Below are 17,148 nucleotides of genomic sequence, written 5' to 3'. Positions count from 1 at the left end.
GATGAGCGTCAACAGCATCAACAATAACAGCAACCCCGTGCTTCAGCCCAAGGGTGGCCAGCAGATGGGGCAGAGCGATTTTTTGCGCCTGATGACCGCGCAGCTGTCGCAGCAGGATCCGTTCAACCCCGTCGATAACCAGCAGATGGTTGCGCAGATGGCGCAATTCTCGAGCCTCGCGGGGATCAGCGAGACCAACACCGCGCTCGCAAAAATCTCGGAGCAGCTCACCGCACAGACGCAGCTGCTCAAGGACATCAAGGCTGCCACCCCGGCGCCGACTCCCCCCACCACCTAAGAAGGATCAGTCCATGTCATTCTATACTTCGCTTTCGGGCCTCAAGGGCGCGCAGACCGATATGTCGGTCATCTCGAACAACATCGCGAACGCCGGATCGGTCGGCTTCAAGCGCAGCAAGGCACAGTTCGGCGACATCTTCGCCTCGTCGCCGACGCAGTCGACGAAGATGATCGCGGGGCAGGGCACGCGCCTCAACGGCATTACCCAGCAGTTTACGCAAGGGTCGTACGAGGCGAGCGAAAAGACGCTCGACCTTGCGATCGTCGGCGAGGGCATGTTCATCGTGAAGGGCGATCCGCCGCGCGAGGCGATCACCTATACCCGCAACGGCTCGTTCGAGCCGACCCCCGATCGCTATATCATCGATTCGACGGGCGCGAAGCTCCAGCTCCTGCCGATCGACGCGAACGGCAATGTCACGAACAACACGCTGGCCGGCGCATTCGACATGCGGCTCCCCGCGGGTGCGCCGAGCGATCCGACCTCGGCGCTGGTCAACGTCTCGATCGGCCTCGACGGCCTCGTGACCGCGACCTTTGCGAACGGTGAAGACCAGAAGCTCGGGAAAGTCGCGATGGCGACCTTCCCGACGATGTCGGGTCTGCGCCCGACCGGCGACGCGCACTGGCAATCGACGGGTGAAAGCGGTCCGCCGACGATCGACGCCGCGACCAACGGTCCGATGGGCGCGGTCCGCGCCGGCGCGCTCGAACGTTCGAACGTCGATATCACCGAGGAACTGGTGATGCTGATGGCCGCACAGCGCAATTTCCAGGCGAATGCCAAGGCGATCGAGGGCGCGTCCTCGCTGACCCAGACGATCATCGGCATGCGCTGACGCCGCGCTGACCGCCGCCTGCCGGGAGAATATCGATGGACCGCCTCATCTACACCAGCCTCACCGCGATGCGGGGCAGCATGGCCCGGCAGACGGCGATCGCCAACAATCTGGCGAATGCGCAGACGCCGGGCTTCCGTGCCGACATGGCCGAGGCGCAGTCCTTGTGGCTGAACGGCAGCGGGCTCGACGCGCGCGCCATGGCTTCGGAAGAAGTGCTCGGCGCCGACATGCGCGCCGGGTCCGTCACATCGACGGGGCGCGACCTCGACATCGCGATGCAGGGCGATGCGCTGCTCGTGGTGCAGGCAAAGGATGGCGAAGAAGCCTATACGCGGCGCGGCGACCTGCAGATCTCGCCCAGCGGGCTTCTGACCACCGGCGACGGCAATCCCGTACAGGGGACGCAGGGTCCGGTGACGATTCCGCCCGCCGACGCGGTGACCATCGACAATGAAGGCCGCGTGTGGGTCGTGCCGCAGGGCGGCGATCCCGAAAATCCGCAGGAGGTCGACCGGCTGCGGCTCGCGACCCCGACGGGTTCGGACATCGCCAAGGGCCTCGACGGCCTGTTCCGCGTGAAGGGCGGCGGCATCCTGCCCGACGATCCCGAAGCACGGCTTCTCACCCGTTCGATCGAAGGATCGAACGTCGCGGCGACCACCGCGCTCGTCGAGATGATCGAGGCGAGCCGGAGCTGGGACACACAACTCAAGCTCGTCAGCGACGCGCGCGACATGGACAGCGCGACCGCCAACCTGATGCAGCTCCCCCGTTAAGGAGAATATGAAATGAGCTACGGTGCCTTGCACGTCGCACGAACCGGTCTGGATGCCCAGGGCTTCCGGATGCAGGTGATCGCCAACAACCTCGCCAACGTGAACACGACGGGCTTCAAGCGCGACCGCGCAAGCTTCGAGACATTGAGCTATCAGTTGATGACCGCGCCGGGTGCGCCGTCGTCGGCCGAGAACCGCTATGCGACCGGGCTCAATCTCGGCACCGGCGTCGCGCTCAACGGCACCGCGCGTATCGATACGCAGGGCAGCTTCGCAACGACGGGCAACGGGCTCGACGTTGCGATCGACGGCGCCGGCTATTTCCAGGTCGAGATGCCCGACGGGCGCACCGGCTATACCCGCGCGGGCAATTTCGGCCGTGCGCCCGACGGGACGATCGTCACCTCGGACGGCAAGCCGGTGACCCCGGCGATCCAGATCCCGGAAGATGCGACCAATGTGTCGATCGGCGCCGACGGCACCGTTTCGGCGACCGGTGCCGATGGCACGATGACCGAACTCGGCCGGATCGAGATCGCGCGCTTTGCCAACCCCGCGGGGCTGCAGGCGATCGGCGGCAACCTGCTCGTCGAGACGCAGGCCTCGGGCGCGCCGCAGGTCGGCGGTGCGGGCGAGGAAGGCCGCGGCACGCTGCGCGGCGGGATGCTCGAGGGATCGAACGTCAACGTCGTCGAGGAACTCGTCGACATGATCGAGACGCAGCGGGCGTATGAGGTCAATTCGAAGATGATCTCCGCCACCGACGAGATGCTGAAAAATGCGTCGCAGACTCTCTGAGCTGGCGATGCTGGCCCTCGCGCTCGCGCCGGTTGCGGCGCATGCGAAGGACAAGCTGCCGCCCGACGCCTTTTCGGTCACGATGCCGATGCCGCCGGCGCCGCTGCCGGCGAACGGCTCGATCTTCCAGGGCGGCTATGTGCCGCTCACCTCGGGCGGGCGCGCGGGCGCGGTCGGCGACATCGTCACGATCCAGCTCGTCGAGCGAACCGCGGCGACCAAAAGCAACGCCGCGGGCACGCAGCGCGACGGCAATATCGGCCTGACGCCGCCCGCCACCGGGCCGCTGTCGCTGTTCAACCCCAGCGATATCGCGATGGGCGGCGGCCAGCAGTTCAAGGGCAAGGGCGACGCGTCGCAGTCGAACGCGCTGTCGGGCGAAGTCAGCGTGACGATCGCCGCCGTCTATCCCAACGGGACGATGCTGGTGCGCGGCGAAAAGCTGCTCACCCTCAATCGCGGCGACGAGCGGGTCCAGATTTCGGGCATCATCCGCGCGATCGACATCAGCCCCGACAACCGCGTCCTGTCGACGCGCGTTGCCGATGCGAACATTCGTTACGTGGGCAAGGGCGAGATTGCGCGTGCCAGCCAGCAGGGTTGGCTCCAGCGCTTCTTCTCGCTCATCAGCCCCTTTTAAAACGAGGAATATTGAAGTGACCCAGCGTCCGACCCTGTTCACCCTGTTCGCGCTCCTGCTCGCCAGCTTTGCCTTTGCGGCGCCGGCGCACGCCGAGCGCATCAAGGATATGGGCCAGTTCCAGGGCCTGCGCGCCAACCAGCTCACCGGCTACGGCATCGTCGTCGGCCTCGCGGGCACCGGCGACGACAGCCTCGACTATTCGACGCTGGGCATGAAGGGCGCGGTCTCGCGTTTCGGCCTGACGCTGCCGCCCGGGGTGAACCCGGCGCTGAAGAATGCCGCAGCGGTGATGATCACCGCCGAATTGCCGCCCTTCGCCAAGCCCGGCCAGCGTCTCGACGTCACCGTGTCGGCGATCGGCAAGTCGAAAAGCCTGCGCGGCGGCACCCTCGTGCTCGCCCCGCTTTATGGTGCCGACGGACAGATTTATGCGATGGTGCAGGGCAACCTCGTCATCGGCGGCCTCGGAGTCGATGCCGCCGACGGATCGAAACTGACGGTCAATGTCCCGTCGAGCGGCCGCATCGCAGGCGGCGCTACGGTCGAACGCGCGGTCGACACCGGCTTTGCCACGACCAGCTTTCTGACCTTCAACCTCCACCAGTTCGATGCCACCAATGCGAAGCGCGTGACCGATGCGATCAACGCGGCGCTGCCTGGCAGCGCCTCGATGATCGACGGCGCCAGCATCGCTATCCGCACCGGCGGCAATGGTGACGAGCGCATGCGGCTGATTTCGCAGATCGAAAATCTGGGCGTCCAGCGCGCCGAACCGCCCGCCAAGGTCATTGTCAATGCCCGCACCGGCACCGTCGTGATCAACGGCGCGGTCCGTGTCGGCACCGCCGCGGTGACGCAGGGCAAGCTGACCGTCTCGATCAAGGAATCGCCGATGGTCGTCCAACCCGCGCCGTTCAGCCGCGGCCAGACCGCGATCGAGCCGTCGAGCGAGATCGAGGTTGAGCAGGACTATCGTCCGGTGATGCTGGTCAAACCGACCGCTTCGCTTTCCGAACTCGTCGATGCGATCAATCGCATGGGCGTTCCCCCGGGCGACCTGGTCGCCATCCTCGAGGCGCTGAGCCAGGCCGGCGCGCTCACTGCGGAACTGGTGATCATATGACGAGCCCCATTTCTTCGATCGGTGCTACGCCGACCCCCGCAGCCGCAGGCGGCGGCGATGGCGGGCTGCGCAAGGCGGCCGAGGCGTTCGAAGCCGTGATCCTGCGCCAGTTGATGGCGTCGATGCGGCAGGCCAAGCTTGGCGACGATATCTTCGGATCGAGCGCGACCGACAATTTCCGCGAGATGGCCGATGCGCGCACCGCCGATTCGATCGCCGCGATGCGCCAGTTCGGTATCGCCGACATGGTCGAACAGCAGTTCCGCGGCCAGCTCGGCGGGCTTGCCGCGCGATCCGGGGGAGGCGTGCAATGAGCGACCTGCTCGGCATCGGCTATAGCGGTCTCAAGGCCTATTCGCGCGCGCTGTCGACTATCGGCGACAATATCGCGAACGCGCAGACGCCCGGCTATGCGCGGCGCCGGCTGGAGATGATGGAAGCCGTCGGTGGCGGCAATTCGATCTTCTATCGCGGCAACACCAACCCCGGCGGGGTCGACATCCGCGGCCTCGATCGTTCGGTCGACGCCTGGCTGATCGAGGATTCGCGCATCACCTCGGGCGATGCCGAACGCTCGTCGACGAAGCTTTCGTGGCTCGACAAGGTCGAAGGTGCGCTCAGCGACGAGACCAACGGTATCAAGACCGGCCTCACCAAATTGTTCACCACCGCCGACCAGTTGACGTCGGACCCGTCGAACCGGACGCTGCGCAGCCAGTTCCTGCAATCGGCCGACGATGTCGCGTCGGGTTTCCGCACCGCGGCGAACCAGCTCGACAAGATGGGTGAGGGGATCGAGGGCGCCGCGGCGAGCGGGGTCGACCAGTTCAACAGCAATCTCAATGCGCTCGAACAGATCAACATCGGGCTGCGCAAGGCGCGGCCGGGATCGACCAACGAGGCGAGCCTGCTCGACGAGCGCGACCGGCTTCTCGACAAATTGTCGTCGCAGGCGGGGGTCAGCGCGACCTTCGACAATAATGGCGCGGTGACGCTGCGCGCGGCCGGATCGGGCGACCTGCTCGTCGGCGGCGGCGCGGTGAACCCGATCGCGGTGACTGCCGCCGCCGACGGGCGCCTGTCATATAGCATCGGCGGGTCGCCGCTGGCGATCTCGACCGGCTCGCTCGCCGGGCTGGCCGAAGGCGCGAACCATGTCGCCGACCAGCGCGTCGCGCTCGACACGATGGCGAATGATTTTGCGGCCCAGCTCAACGCTGCGCACCAGGCCGGCACCGACGCCAACGGCAATCCGGGGCAGCCGCTGTTCACCGGCACGAGCGCAGCGACGCTGACCGCCGCGGCGCTCAGCCCCGATCAGGTTGCCGCGGCGAACGCGTCGGGCAGCAACGGCAATATGCTCGCCTTTGGCGCGATGCGCGGGGCGACCGATCCCGAATCGCGCTGGTCGGGACATCTGGCGTCGCAGGCGCAGACGGTGGCTTCGGCGCGCGCGCAGGATGCCGCCGCCGCGACGCGCGCCGACGCGTCGGCCGCGGCGCGCGATTCGGTCAGCGAAGTCGACCTCGACAAGGAAGCCGCCGAATTGCTGCGCTTCCAGCAAGCCTATTCGGCCGCGGCGCGAACGATCCAGGTCGCGCGCGAAACGATGCAAACGCTCTTGAGCTCGCTGTAAGGAAGGCCCGATCATGATCAACGCCGTGGGCAATCGCATGACGCGCGAGATCGCGCGCCAGCAGAAACTCGCCGACCAACTCGAGCGGACCCAGATCCAGATTTCGGGTGGCAAGAAATTGCTCCGCATGTCGGACGATCCGGTCGCGGCGCGGCGGATCGCGACGATCGGCACCAGCCAGGCGAGCATGACCGCCTGGTCGGCGAACGTCAATTCGGCGTCGGCGCTGGTTGCACAGGCCGACGGGGTGATGAAGTCGGTGAGCGACCTGATGGTGCGCGCGCGCGAACTCACGCTCGCCGCCGCGAACGATTCGGCGAGCCCCGCCGACCGCGCCACGATCGCCGCCGAGCTCGGCACGATCGCCGACGAGATCGACAGCCTGGCCGCGACGCGCGATTCGAACGGCGAACCGGTGTTCGCGGCGGGGACCGCGCGCGTCATGCGGTTCGATTCGGATATCAGCTTTGCGCCCGTTCCCGCGGCCGCCGACGTCTTTGTCCTCGGTGGAAACAGCCTGTCGACGGGAATCCGCGACGCGGCCACCGCGATCGCGGCGGGCGACAAGGTCGCGATGGGAACATCGCTCGATACGCTCGCGACCGCGATCGGCCATGTCGCCGACAAACATGCCGAACTCGGCCTCTCGGGCGGGCGGCTCGAGCGCATCGGCGACGGGCTCGCCGCGCGCGGGATCACGCTCAAGGACGAACGCTCGGTGGTCGAGGATACCGACCTGTCGGTCGCGATCGCCGAACTCAATGCGCAGGACCTGACGCTGAGCGCGGCGCAGGCGGCCTTTGCAAAGATCAACCGGCAGACCTTGTTCGATATTTTGAACTGACGGCCCTCAATTTTCCGGCGCCGCTGCCGTTAATCATCAAGACGTCCCTGAATTGGCGGGTGTCCGGCTTCGCAGGCCGGGTCCCGAATGGAGTTGCCCCGCATGTTTCCCGTTATCGGCATCGTCGTTCTGATCCTGCTGGTCTTCGGGGGCTTTGCATTGACCGGCGGCAACCTCGGACCCGTCATGCACGCGCTGCCGCACGAGATGCTGATCATCGGCGGTGCGGCGCTCGGTTCGCTGATCATCGGCAATTCGGGCGCCGACCTGAAGGCGCTCGCCGGCGGTCTCGGAAAAGTGTTCAAGGGACCGAAGTACAAGAAGCAGGATTATCTCGACTGCATCCTGCTCGTCTCGACGCTGATGAAGATGATGCGCACCGAAGGACCCGTCGCGGTCGAGCCGCACATCGAGGATCCGCAAAGCTCGGCGATCTTCCAGCAATATCCCAAGCTCCTCAAGGACGACACGCTCGTCCACCTGATCTGCGACACGCTGCGCCTCGTCGTGGTGTCGTCGGGAACGCTCGATCCGCACGCGGTCGAGGAGGTGATGGATAATGCGCTGAAGAGCCACCATCATCACAGCATGAAGCCCGCCGAAGGCCTGCAGAGCCTTGCCGATGCGCTTCCCGCGCTCGGCATCGTTGCGGCCGTGCTCGGCGTGGTCAAGACCATGGGGTCGATCGACAAGCCGCCCGAAGTCCTCGGCGCGATGATCGGCTCGGCGCTGGTCGGCACCTTCCTTGGCGTGTTGCTCGCCTATGGCCTCGTCGGTCCGTTCGCGACGCGCGCCAAGACGGTGATCGAGAGCGACGGCGCGATCTATCACACGGTCAAGCAGCTGATCATCGCCTCGCTCCACGGCCATCCGCAGCCGCTGGTGATCGAGGCGGCGCGTTCGGGCGTCGACCATCTCAACCAGCCGAGCTTCGCCGAGGTCTTTGACGGGATGCGGGGCCGCTGATGGCCGCGCGTCCCAACATGCCGCGGCCGATCATCGTCAAGAAGGTGATCCAGGAAGCGCACGGCGGCCACCATGGCGGCGCATGGAAAGTCGCCTATGCCGACTTCGTCACCGCGATGATGGCCTTCTTCCTTCTGATGTGGCTGCTCGGCGCGACGACCGAGAAGCAGCGCAAGGCGCTCGCCGACTATTTCGCGCCGACGATCGTCACGACGAAGATGGAAAGCGCCGGCTCGAACGGGATGTTCGGCGGCGATTCGATCGTGTCGGTCGACGATTACCCGCACGCCGCCGGCCAGACCGGGACGCGGTCGATCACCATCCCGCGCGACGTGGTCGGTGGGCCGAAGGAAGCTTCGGGACGCGAGAGCGAGAAGATGAAGTTCCAGCAGGTGGCCAAGTCGCTGATGGAACGGGTGCAGGCGAAAGGCGAGCTGCGCCGCCTTGCGCGCAACCTGCGCTTCACCGAAACCGCCGAGGGGCTGCGTATCGACATTGTCGACGATGCCGATTTCTCGATGTTCGCGATCGGGACCAGCCAGCTGACCCCGGCCGGCGCGCGGTTGTTCGGCGAGATCGCGGCGCCGATTGCCGAGGTGCCCAACCAGCTGATGATCCGCGGCCACACCGACGCGGCGCCCTGGTCGGCGAAGGCCGGGACCAACAATTGGCGCCTGTCGGTCGACCGCGCCGAGGTTACGCGTCACTATCTCGAGTTTCGCGGCATCGCTTCGGATCGCTTTTCGCGCATCGAAGGGGTCGCCGATCGCGAACCCTATGTCCCCACCGACCGATTCGATCCGCGCAATCGCCGTATCTCGATCACCCTCGGCTGGCGAACCGCCGCGAACAATTAATGCCAATTTGGCAGCGTTTCGGAGGTGGTTAACGCAATCGCGCCCTCATTACTTCCATTTTGGCAATAACCCTTTGTTTTGAATGGGTTATGACCCGTCCGATAAGCTTTTGTTTACCACTTTCGTCAATCTCTGGGTCCATCGAAAGGGCGCCGACGGGGGGCGCGGTGGAGACTGAAATGACCGTGGGGCAGAACAACAACATGGCGCTCGAAGCGCTGATCATCGGGACGAGCCCGGCGACGTGCCGGCTGCGCGAGATGATCCGCCGCGTCGCCCGCTCCAACGCTTCGGTCATGCTCTGCGGCCCGTCGGGTTCGGGCAAGGAACTGGTCGCCCGGGCGATCCACGACGAAGGCGCCCGCGCCAGCCAGGCCTTTTCCGCCATCAATTGCGGTGCGATCCCCGGCGAGCTGATCGAATCCGAACTTTTCGGGCATGAAAAGGGCAGCTTTACCGGCGCCCATGCCCGCCGCATCGGCCATTTCGAAGCGACCGAGGGCGGCACGCTCTTCCTCGACGAAATCGGCGACATGCGTTTCGACATGCAGGTGAAACTGCTCCGCGTGCTCGAAGACCGGACGATCGTCCGCGTCGGCAGCAGCGAGGTGAAGGCCGTCGACGTTCGCGTCATTTCGGCCACCCATCAGGATCTCGGCGCTGCGATCGCCGATGGCAAATTCCGCGAAGACCTGTTCTTCCGGCTCGGCGTGGTTGTGCTCCAGGTCCCCAGCCTTGCCAACCGCGTCGAGGATATTCCGGCGCTGATCCGCCATTTCCAGCGCCAGATGCCCGCCGACGCCAAATGCCGTTTCGACGATGCGGCGATGGCGTTGCTGATGCAGCATGGCTGGCCGGGCAATGTGCGCGAACTCAGGAATTTCGTGGAACGCGCCAGCGTCCTCCATGGCGGCGAGACGCTCGGCCTCGACGATGTCGCCATGCTTTTGAACCCCACCGCAGCGCTTGCGCCGCGACACGCTGTCCCCAGCAGCCCCGTCGCGGCGCAGGCCAGCGCGGAAGACTTCGCCGCGCAGCCCTTCGCATCGGCTCCGCCGCACGCCAAGACGCCGGCGCCGGGCCGTCCGATCGACCTCAAGCGCGAGATCGAAACGATCGAACTCGAACAGATCCACGTCGCGCTCGACCTCGCCGACGGCATCATTTCGGAAGCCGCGCGCCTGCTGACGCTGAAGCGCACGACGCTGATCGAAAAGATGCGCAAATATGGCGTGCACCAGCAGGCCGCCTGATCGGCTGCGATACAGGTTTTTCAGCACCCGCTGAAAAAAAGGGGGCTCTGGTCCGCCCCCGCACCGCCCGGCCGCCCGTCCCCACCAAGGGCGGCCGGGTACCCCATTTTTTACCGGGTAACCGACGCCGGCCCGCTCCTTCATTCCGAAGGGTGGGCCGTTCCCTGTTTGCGGGGAATTGGGTTCAGCGAAGCTGCCGCCAGGCGGCGCTGACGGTCAGGATGCCTTCGAGAAGGTCGGCCAGCGCCTCGGCATCGTTTTGCGCCACCGCTTCGTCGAGCTTGCGTCGCATGCTGCGATAGACGCGCGACAAGGCCGCGGCGACATCGCCCCCCTTGTCGTGATCGAGGCCGGCGTCGAGGCCGATCAGGATCGCGCGCGCGCGGTGCGCGGGCTCGGTCGCCGACACGCGCTGTCCCTGCCGGACCATCGCCGCGAGGACGCCGATCGCGGTTTCGAGTTCGTCATATAGCATCGTGACCAGCTCGACCGGGTCGGCGGCGGCGGCGCGGCTTTCCTGCTGCAAGCGGCGATAAAGCCCGGTCGCCCGGACGGTCGAGGCGGTAGCGGTCACGGTGGCGGTCCCTAGTCGTTACCCTGGTTGGTCCAGAGCTTGATCTGTTGTTCGAGATAGGTCTGCGTCGCCTTGAACGCGGCGAGCCTGGCGTCGAGCGCGCCATATTGTTTCTCGAGACGCTTGCGGTAGACGTCTTCGCGCTCCTCGATTTTTTCGAGCTGCTCGGCGAGCGTCTTCTGGGTGCCTTCGAGTGACTTGGTCACCCGGTCGATCACGCCGTCGGTGGCAACCGCCTTGTCGCGGATCGCGTCGAGCGCAAAGGCGATGCCCGGGTCGGTCGTCTCGTTGTGCGTCGCGTCGCGCCGCGGATTGAAGAGGGCCTCGACCGCGCCCGCATCGGTTTCGAGCACCTTGGCGAGCTTGGCATTGTCGAGGCTGAGCAGGCCCTCCTTCGTCGTCGCGATCCCGATATCGGTCAGCTTGTTGATGCTGCCATGGCTCGAAATCACCTTGCCGACGAGGCCCGAAAGCTCGCGTTCGAGCTCGCGCAGCGAGCTCGTCGACCCCGAAAGGCCGGCGGCGGACGCCAGGCTCTTCTTGAGCTGGTTATAGACCGAGACGAAGTCGCCGACGGTCTGCTTGATCATGTCGAGCGGGCGGCTGGCGCCGATGTCGACGGGCTGCCCGGGGGCGGCCTTCTTGAGCGTGAGCGACATGCCGGGCACGACGTCGTCGATGATGTTCGTCGCGCGGCTGAAGGTGACGCCGTCGATCGTGAATTCGGCGTTGGCCGCGCTCTGGCCCTGCGTCATCCCGCCGGCGGTAGAAAAGGCGGAGAGGCCGGGATCGGCACCGGCATCGGCGGCGAGGGTGAAGGCGTTCGCGGCGCCTGATGGCCCCTTCAGGATCAGGCGATGGCCGCCTTCGTCGGCGATGATCGACGCGGTCACACCCGCGCCGCTGGCGTTGATCGCATTGGCGAGGCCGTCGAGGCTGTTGTTCGCGGCGCCGATGGTGATCGTCTTGGCGACCCCGCCGACGGTCAGCGTCATCGTGCCGGTGCCGATCGCAGCGGCGCGGTCGGCGACGACGCCCGAATAATTGCTCTGCGCGCGCGCGAGCTGGTTGACGATGACGGTCGCGGCAAAGCTGTCGGCGGCCAGCCCGGCGCGCGCGGTGGCGCCGAGCACGCTGTCATCGGACACCGTCGGCGTGCTGCGCAGGGTTCCGTCGCTGATCATCTGGCCGAGCGAATCGGCAAAGCCCTCGAGATCGGATCGCGCCTGCGCAAGCGCACTGATGCGTGTCTGGTTCGCCTGCGTCAGCGAGGACATGCGCTTGATCTTGGGGTCGCGCGACGCGTTCGACAGGTCGGTGACCAGCTGTTTCGTGTCGATACCCGAGCCGAAGCCGAGGGAGTTGGCGATTGAACTGACCATGGCAGAATATCCTTCGAACCCCTTAACGGCGGCGGCGGAGCGATATTAAGCGGAGCGGCGCCCTTCGGGGTCGAAATGATGCGAGGACGGCACGTCGACCGCAGGCTGGGCGATGCCGTCGGCGACTGCACGCTCCAGCTGGAAGACGAAAGCGAGCACCGTCGCGACCGCGACGAACAGCTCTTCGGGAATGACGCGCCCGGCGCGCGCGGTGAAATAGATCGCACGCGTGAGCTGCGGATATTCGAGGATGGGGACATCGGCGCCGCGCGCGAGTTCGCGGATCGACAGCGCGACGTCGCCGCGGCCGCGCGCGACGACGACGGGTGCTGCATCGACCCCCGGACGATAGCGCAGCGCGACCGAGAAATGCGTCGGGTTGGTCAGGACGACGGTCGCGTCGGACACCGCCTTGCGCGCCGATCCGCTCAGGATATCGTGCGCACGCTGGCGCTGCGCCTGCTTGAGTTCGGGGGCGCCGTCGGACTGGCGCATTTCGTCCTTCACCTCCTGCTTGCTCATCATCAGGCGCTTGTTGCGCTGGAACCATTGTACCGGCACGTCGATCAGCGCGATGACGACCAGTCCGCCGGCGAGCGTCAGCATCGCGTGGCCGATCGCCTTTCCGGCGAGCCCGATCGCGGCGATCAGGTCGGTGGTTGCCATCGTCATGATCGCGGGCAGGCTCTTTTCGACGAGCCAGTAACCGATGGTGCCGAGGAGCAGCACTTTCGCGAGCGCCTTGCCGAGTTCGGTCGCGCCCTGCATCCCGAACATGCGCTTGAGCCCGCTCAGCGGGTTCAGCCGGTTGCCCTTGAAATGCAGCGCCTTGCCGCGCCAGCCGATCGAGCCGAGCATCGCAGGTCCCGCAACCGCGGCGCCGAGCGCGAGCGCGAACAGGCTCGCGAGCGGCAGCAGGATCTCGACCCCGTTGCGCATCAGTGCCTCGGCGGGCGCGAAATCGGCGACGTCGGCGGCGGTCAGGGTCAGCCCGCGGCGAAGGAGGTCGCCCGCCGACTGGACGAACCAGCCGCCCGCGGCGACGATCCACCCCGCCGCGGCGAGCATCATCAACGCCGTGGCCAGCTCGCGCGACATCAGCACATCGCCTTCGCGCGCCGAATCCGCCAGCTTCTTCGCGGTCGGCTGTTCGGTCTTCTGGTCCTTGTCGCTGCCCTCGGCCACGGTTCAGATCCCCGCCATCATGCGCGCGGCGTCGAGCGCATCGGACAGGATGCGCGCGATCGCTTCGGCCATTGCCGGCGTCGCGACGCCGAGCAGCACGATCCCGGCGAGCAGCGTCGCGGGAATGCCGACCGCGAACAGGTTGAGCGCGGGCGCCGAGCGGCCGATCACGCCCATGATGATCTGGACGAGGATCAGCACGAAGCCGACGGGCATCGCGATCGTCAGCCCCGCGGCGAACATCAGGCTGCCGAAGCGCAGCAGCCCGCCGATCGCATCCCAGGACGGAAAGGCGTTGCCGGGCGGGAGCGCGCTATAGCTGTCGACGATGATGTCGATGAGCACGAGATGACCGTCGGCGGCGAGGAAGAGCGCGGTCGCGAGCATCGAGAGGAACTGGCCGATCGCCGAGCTCGACGCGCCGCTGAGCGGATCGACCATCGATGCGAAGCCGAGGCCCATCGCATTGCTGATCGCTTCGCCCGCGAGCAAGGCGGCGGCGAGACCCATCTGCAGCACGAAGCCCATCGCGAGGCCGATCACGACCTCGCCAATGATGAGGAAAAGCCCAGGGACCGACACGATCCCTTCGGGCGGCAGCGTCATGCCCGACGCGGCGACCGCGGGCACCCCGACCGCGAGCGCGATCACGAGGCGGAGCTGCACCGGCACGCTCGTCGCGCCGAACACCGGCGCGGCGATGAACGCGGCGCCGGGGCGAATCATCCCCAGCATCCACAGCTGAAGCATCGCCTCGATATTCGGGATGTCGGCGGGGTTCACTGGCGTCCTACCGGACGAGTTGCGGTATCTGCGCGAACAGTTCGCGGGTGAAATCGGTGAGCAGGACGAGGATACTGCCGCCGAAGATCGCGAGGCAGATCGCCGCGACGATCAGTTTCGGCACGAAGGTCAGCGTCTGTTCGCTGATCGACGTCGCCGCCTGCACCATGCCGAGCAGCACGCCGATGACGAGCACCGGCAACAGCAAAGGCGCCGAGGCGAGGGCGAGAATCCACAGCGACTGCTGCGCGACGCCGATGAAATAATCCGCCTCCACCTCGCTAACCCACGAAAGAAGAGGCGAGCGATCCCATCGTCAGCGCCCAGCCGTCGACGAGGACGAAAAGCAGCAGCTTGAACGGCATCGATATGATCGTTGGCGACAGCATCATCATGCCGAGCGACATCAGCGCCGATGCGACGATCAGGTCGATGACGAGGAAGGGCAGGAAGATGAGGAAGCCGATCTGGAACGCGGTCTTGAGTTCGCTGGTGACGAAGGCGGGCAGCAGGATCGAGAAAGGCACGTCCTTCGGGCTCGCATAGGTCGGGGCTTTCGCGATCTTGGCGAACATCATCAGGTCGGTCTTGCGCGTCTGCTTCAGCATGAAGCCGTGGAGCGCGTCGCCCGAGCGCGACACCGCCTCGCCGATATCGATCTGTTCCTGGCCGTAAGGTTCGATCGCGACGCGGTTCACTTCGCTGATCACCGGCTGCATTACGAATAGCGAGAGAAAGAGGCTGAGACCGACGAGGACCTGGTTCGGCGGCGTCTGTTGCAAGCCCAATGCGTGGCGCAGGATCGAGAGCACGATGATGATGCGCGTGAAGCTGGTCATCATCAGGAGCAGCGACGGCAGGACCGTCAGCAGGCTCATCAGGACAAGGATCTGGAGCGACAGGCTCAAGGGACGGCCGTCGCCGCCGATCTCGGCCACCGCGCGGTTCAGCCCGTCGGCGGCTTGCGCCCAGGCGGCGGGCGCGGCGCAGAGCAGCGCGGCACCGCCCGCGAGCGCCGCGGCGCGCAGCCAGAAGCGGCGATCAGTCCGCATGGAAATCGCCCTGGCTGTCGTCGGCGATGCGCGTGATGCCGTTACGCGACACCGCGATCAGGACGCGCTGTCCGGCAAATTCGACCACCGCGAGCTTCGACCCGGGACCGAGCGGCAGCACGTCGACCATTTCGACCGCGCGCGCCTTGGTAGCGCCGCCGACGAGCGGTACGCCCATCTGGACGCGCTTCCACAGCCACAGGCTGCCCCACGCCATGCCGCCGACGATCGGCAGCAGGATCAGCAGGCGGAGGATATATTCGAGCATCAGGCCCTCCGCTCGAAGCCTTCGAGTCCGCGCGCGGGCGCGACGACTTCGGCGACCTGGATACCGTAACGACCATCGACGCTGACGATCTCGCCCTTCGCGATGAGCGTGCCATTGGCATAGATGTCGAGCAGGTCGGTCGCGGCGCGGTCGAGTTCGATCACGCTGCCTTCGTCGATCGACAGCAGTTCGGCGAGCGTCATCGAGGTCGACCCGACCTCGACCGACACGCGCAGCGAGACGCCGGCGAGCAGGTCGAAATTGGGGGCGGCGGCGATCGACTTGTCGCGCCGGTCGGCGCGCGCCTTCGGGGCGTCGCTGATATCAGTCATGGTCCGGTCCTTTTTCGATATGATCGATCATGATGGCGGCGTTGCCATTGGCCTCGCCGATGCTGCCGAACGCAAAGCTGCGCCCGGCGACGGTCACCGGCACATGGCGCGGCATGGTGAGCGGAATGATGTCGCCGACTTCGAGCGCGAGCAGCTTGACGAGGCTGATTTCGGGGCGCGCGAGCACCGAGCGGACCGGCATGCGCACGTCGCGCAAGGCCTTGTCGAGCGCACCCGACCACAAGGGATCGACGCTGCTGGCGCTCTGCATTTCGGGAAGCAGCTCGGCCCCCACGACACCGCGCAGCGCGGCGACGGGATAGGCGCAGACGATCGTCCGCCCCTCGAACGGCGCGCCGCGCAGGATGAAGCGCTGGACGAGCATGTCGTCGTCGGCGCGCACCGCGGCGAGCTTGGCGGGATCGCCGGTGACGCAGTCGAGTTCGGGTTCGAGCCCCAGCTTGTCGCGCCAGGCGGCGGCGAGCTGCAGCCCCATGTCGCGGCCGAGGCGCGCGGCGAAACGCTCTTCGGCGTCGGTCAGCTCTTCGCGTTCGCCCGCAAGCTTGCCCTTGCCGCCATAGAAGATGTCGACGAGCTGGAGGATCAGCGGCCGCGCCGCGGCGAGCAGCACCGGCCCCTTCAGCGGTGGCGCATGATAGCGCCAGAAGATTGCGGGCGCGACTGAGGCGCTCCAGTCGCCGAAGCTCGTCTGCTCGGCACCGGCGCGCTCGACCTGGATCGCGGGGGCGCCGAGCGCGCGGAGAAGGTCGCGCAAGCTGCGCGCAAACTGGTTCGCCACGCCCTCGAGCGCGGGAAAGGCATAGCTGCCCTCCGCCTTGCGCAGCAGCAGCGACGCCTTTGTATCGGCGGGCTCGACCGCAGGCGCGGCCGGAGCCGCGACGGCCTTTACCGATTTCGCACGGACGGTCACTGGATTACCAGGCTCGTGAAATAAACATTATCGATCCCCCCGAAACCTTCCTTGTCGCGCAGCACATCGTTGATCGCGGCGGTCAACTGACGTTGCAGCCGCTGCTTCCCCTGCGATGTCGCGAGCAAGGCCGGATCCTGTTCGGCAAGCACCATAAGCACAACCGAGCGGATAGGCACGGCCTGTCGTTTGATATTATTGATAACCTTGCCGTCGTAGAAGGTCGAAAGGCTGATACCGATCTGGAGGAAGCCCGATCCGTCGGCCAGATTCGTCGTGAAGGCGTCGGTGATCGGATAATAGGTGATCTCATATTTGCGCGGGTCGACCTTGAACTTGTCGTTCGGGACCGACACCGTGCCGACCTTCGGCGGCGCTTCCTTATCGGCGCCTTCGGCGGCGGGCGCCTCGTCCTTGGTGCTGCGTTCGACCAGCTTCGGGTAATTATCCTCGGGCTTGGCCTCGTGCGCCGACAGCGCGCCGAAATAGATGCCGGCGCCGGCGCCGGCGCCGATCAGCGCGATCGCTGCGACGCCGATCAGCAGCAGCTTCTTGAACTTGCCCTTCTTCTTGGGCTCGGCTTCGACTTTATCCTTGGTCATG

22 protein-coding genes are annotated in these 17,148 nt (G+C 66.2%); 12 read left to right on the top strand and 10 right to left on the bottom strand.

Going from position 1 to position 17,148, the window contains the following annotated elements:
• The first annotated feature begins 1 nt into the window (after position 1).
• From VGN62_RS17875 to VGN62_RS17820, 12 genes are all read left to right on the top strand, one after another.
• A complete protein-coding gene (locus VGN62_RS17875; protein WP_327456393.1) occupies positions 2–298 on the top strand; it encodes a flagellar hook assembly protein FlgD in 297 nt (98 codons plus the stop codon).
• A 13-nt stretch (positions 299–311) separates the two neighbouring features.
• Positions 312–1,139, top strand: a complete 828-nt coding sequence (locus tag VGN62_RS17870) for a flagellar hook basal-body protein (RefSeq protein WP_327456391.1) — start codon at positions 312–314, stop codon at positions 1,137–1,139.
• A gap of 35 nt (positions 1,140–1,174) precedes the next feature.
• Entirely contained in the window at positions 1,175–1,918 is a 744-nt protein-coding gene (gene flgF / locus VGN62_RS17865) for a flagellar basal-body rod protein FlgF (RefSeq protein WP_327456389.1), read from the top strand.
• 12 nt (positions 1,919–1,930) lie between these two features.
• The gene (gene flgG / locus VGN62_RS17860) at positions 1,931–2,716 is read left to right on the top strand and encodes a flagellar basal-body rod protein FlgG (RefSeq protein WP_327456387.1); all 786 of its coding nucleotides are present in this window, start codon (positions 1,931–1,933) and stop codon (positions 2,714–2,716) included.
• Positions 2,697–3,356: a flagellar basal body L-ring protein FlgH gene (locus tag VGN62_RS17855; protein WP_327456385.1), complete on the top strand. Its 660-nt coding sequence runs from the start codon at positions 2,697–2,699 to the stop codon at positions 3,354–3,356. Before flgG ends, VGN62_RS17855 begins: the two co-directional genes overlap by 20 nt.
• A gap of 16 nt (positions 3,357–3,372) precedes the next feature.
• Positions 3,373–4,482, top strand: a complete 1,110-nt coding sequence (locus VGN62_RS17850; RefSeq protein ID WP_414713297.1) for a flagellar basal body P-ring protein FlgI — start codon at positions 3,373–3,375, stop codon at positions 4,480–4,482.
• Complete coding sequence (locus VGN62_RS17845) at positions 4,479–4,796, top strand: rod-binding protein (protein ID WP_327456383.1); 318 nt, start codon at positions 4,479–4,481, stop codon at positions 4,794–4,796. The genes VGN62_RS17850 and VGN62_RS17845 overlap by 4 nt, the downstream gene beginning before the upstream one ends.
• On the top strand, positions 4,793–6,118 hold the full coding sequence (gene flgK / locus VGN62_RS17840) for a flagellar hook-associated protein FlgK (protein ID WP_327456381.1): 1,326 nt from the start codon (positions 4,793–4,795) through the stop codon (positions 6,116–6,118). The genes VGN62_RS17845 and flgK overlap by 4 nt, the downstream gene beginning before the upstream one ends.
• Positions 6,119–6,131: 13 nt before the next feature.
• Positions 6,132–6,962, top strand: coding sequence for a flagellin (locus VGN62_RS17835; RefSeq protein ID WP_327456379.1), 831 nt, complete (start codon positions 6,132–6,134; stop codon positions 6,960–6,962).
• Between the two features lie 102 nt (positions 6,963–7,064).
• Positions 7,065–7,928, top strand: coding sequence for a flagellar motor stator protein MotA (gene motA / locus VGN62_RS17830; RefSeq protein WP_327456377.1), 864 nt, complete (start codon positions 7,065–7,067; stop codon positions 7,926–7,928).
• Positions 7,928–8,785 carry a flagellar motor protein MotB gene (locus VGN62_RS17825; RefSeq protein WP_327456375.1) on the top strand — a complete coding sequence of 286 codons (858 nt, stop codon included), beginning with the start codon at positions 7,928–7,930 and terminating at the stop codon, positions 8,783–8,785. The genes motA and VGN62_RS17825 overlap by 1 nt, the downstream gene beginning before the upstream one ends.
• Positions 8,786–8,964: 179 nt before the next feature.
• The gene (locus VGN62_RS17820; RefSeq protein WP_327456373.1) at positions 8,965–10,038 is read left to right on the top strand and encodes a sigma-54 dependent transcriptional regulator; all 1,074 of its coding nucleotides are present in this window, start codon (positions 8,965–8,967) and stop codon (positions 10,036–10,038) included.
• Positions 10,039–10,222: 184 nt separating this feature from the next.
• Here the strand turns inward: VGN62_RS17820 and fliS are convergent, their stop codons facing one another.
• The 10 genes from fliS to VGN62_RS17770 are packed head-to-tail and all read right to left on the bottom strand — an operon-like array spanning position 10,223 to position 17,147.
• Complete coding sequence (gene fliS, locus VGN62_RS17815) at positions 10,223–10,612, bottom strand: flagellar protein FliS (protein WP_327456371.1); 390 nt, start codon at positions 10,610–10,612, stop codon at positions 10,223–10,225.
• 11 nt (positions 10,613–10,623) lie between these two features.
• Complete coding sequence (fliD, locus tag VGN62_RS17810; RefSeq protein ID WP_327456369.1) at positions 10,624–11,994, bottom strand: flagellar filament capping protein FliD; 1,371 nt, start codon at positions 11,992–11,994, stop codon at positions 10,624–10,626.
• Positions 11,995–12,039: 45 nt separating this feature from the next.
• Positions 12,040–13,179: a flagellar type III secretion system protein FlhB gene (locus tag VGN62_RS17805; RefSeq protein ID WP_327456367.1), complete on the bottom strand. Its 1,140-nt coding sequence runs from the start codon at positions 13,177–13,179 to the stop codon at positions 12,040–12,042.
• Between the two features lie 3 nt (positions 13,180–13,182).
• Positions 13,183–13,962: a flagellar biosynthetic protein FliR gene (gene fliR / locus VGN62_RS17800; protein ID WP_327456365.1), complete on the bottom strand. Its 780-nt coding sequence runs from the start codon at positions 13,960–13,962 to the stop codon at positions 13,183–13,185.
• Between the two features lie 7 nt (positions 13,963–13,969).
• Entirely contained in the window at positions 13,970–14,239 is a 270-nt protein-coding gene (locus VGN62_RS17795; protein WP_327456363.1) for a flagellar biosynthetic protein FliQ, read from the bottom strand.
• 4 nt (positions 14,240–14,243) lie between these two features.
• On the bottom strand, positions 14,244–15,014 hold the full coding sequence (gene fliP / locus VGN62_RS17790; RefSeq protein ID WP_327456361.1) for a flagellar type III secretion system pore protein FliP: 771 nt from the start codon (positions 15,012–15,014) through the stop codon (positions 14,244–14,246).
• Positions 15,004–15,282: a flagellar biosynthetic protein FliO gene (locus VGN62_RS17785; RefSeq protein ID WP_327456359.1), complete on the bottom strand. Its 279-nt coding sequence runs from the start codon at positions 15,280–15,282 to the stop codon at positions 15,004–15,006. The genes fliP and VGN62_RS17785 overlap by 11 nt, the downstream gene beginning before the upstream one ends.
• The gene (gene fliN / locus VGN62_RS17780; RefSeq protein ID WP_327456357.1) at positions 15,282–15,614 is read right to left on the bottom strand and encodes a flagellar motor switch protein FliN; all 333 of its coding nucleotides are present in this window, start codon (positions 15,612–15,614) and stop codon (positions 15,282–15,284) included. The genes VGN62_RS17785 and fliN overlap by 1 nt, the downstream gene beginning before the upstream one ends.
• Entirely contained in the window at positions 15,607–16,545 is a 939-nt protein-coding gene (locus VGN62_RS17775) for a flagellar motor switch protein FliM (protein ID WP_327456355.1), read from the bottom strand. The genes fliN and VGN62_RS17775 overlap by 8 nt, the downstream gene beginning before the upstream one ends.
• A complete protein-coding gene (locus VGN62_RS17770) occupies positions 16,542–17,147 on the bottom strand; it encodes a flagellar basal body-associated FliL family protein (protein WP_327456353.1) in 606 nt (201 codons plus the stop codon). Before VGN62_RS17770 ends, VGN62_RS17775 begins: the two co-directional genes overlap by 4 nt.
• Position 17,148 lies beyond the last annotated feature (1 nt).

This window comes from Sphingopyxis sp., from assembly GCF_035998905.1.
Taxonomy (GTDB): domain Bacteria; phylum Pseudomonadota; class Alphaproteobacteria; order Sphingomonadales; family Sphingomonadaceae; genus Sphingopyxis.
This window is presented reverse-complemented; position numbering and strand designations above follow the sequence as displayed.

What these genes read in the sequence shown, in the direction of transcription:
- fliN (WP_327456357.1), bottom strand. Translation starts at nt 15,614, where the DNA reads ATGACTGATATCAGCGACGCCCCGAAGGCGCGCGCCGACCGGCGCGAC.
- flgG (WP_327456387.1), top strand. Translation starts at nt 1,931, where the DNA reads ATGAGCTACGGTGCCTTGCACGTCGCACGAACCGGTCTGGATGCCCAG.
- VGN62_RS17845 (WP_327456383.1), top strand. Translation starts at nt 4,479, where the DNA reads ATGACGAGCCCCATTTCTTCGATCGGTGCTACGCCGACCCCCGCAGCC.
- VGN62_RS17835 (WP_327456379.1), top strand. Translation starts at nt 6,132, where the DNA reads ATGATCAACGCCGTGGGCAATCGCATGACGCGCGAGATCGCGCGCCAG.
- VGN62_RS17855 (WP_327456385.1), top strand. Translation starts at nt 2,697, where the DNA reads ATGCGTCGCAGACTCTCTGAGCTGGCGATGCTGGCCCTCGCGCTCGCG.
- flgF (WP_327456389.1), top strand. Translation starts at nt 1,175, where the DNA reads ATGGACCGCCTCATCTACACCAGCCTCACCGCGATGCGGGGCAGCATG.
- VGN62_RS17770 (WP_327456353.1), bottom strand. Translation starts at nt 17,147, where the DNA reads ATGACCAAGGATAAAGTCGAAGCCGAGCCCAAGAAGAAGGGCAAGTTC.
- VGN62_RS17870 (WP_327456391.1), top strand. Translation starts at nt 312, where the DNA reads ATGTCATTCTATACTTCGCTTTCGGGCCTCAAGGGCGCGCAGACCGAT.
- VGN62_RS17825 (WP_327456375.1), top strand. Translation starts at nt 7,928, where the DNA reads ATGGCCGCGCGTCCCAACATGCCGCGGCCGATCATCGTCAAGAAGGTG.
- VGN62_RS17820 (WP_327456373.1), top strand. Translation starts at nt 8,965, where the DNA reads ATGACCGTGGGGCAGAACAACAACATGGCGCTCGAAGCGCTGATCATC.
- VGN62_RS17785 (WP_327456359.1), bottom strand. Translation starts at nt 15,282, where the DNA reads ATGCTCGAATATATCCTCCGCCTGCTGATCCTGCTGCCGATCGTCGGC.
- fliP (WP_327456361.1), bottom strand. Translation starts at nt 15,014, where the DNA reads ATGCGGACTGATCGCCGCTTCTGGCTGCGCGCCGCGGCGCTCGCGGGC.
- motA (WP_327456377.1), top strand. Translation starts at nt 7,065, where the DNA reads ATGTTTCCCGTTATCGGCATCGTCGTTCTGATCCTGCTGGTCTTCGGG.
- flgK (WP_327456381.1), top strand. Translation starts at nt 4,793, where the DNA reads ATGAGCGACCTGCTCGGCATCGGCTATAGCGGTCTCAAGGCCTATTCG.
- fliD (WP_327456369.1), bottom strand. Translation starts at nt 11,994, where the DNA reads ATGGTCAGTTCAATCGCCAACTCCCTCGGCTTCGGCTCGGGTATCGAC.
- VGN62_RS17875 (WP_327456393.1), top strand. Translation starts at nt 2, where the DNA reads ATGAGCGTCAACAGCATCAACAATAACAGCAACCCCGTGCTTCAGCCC.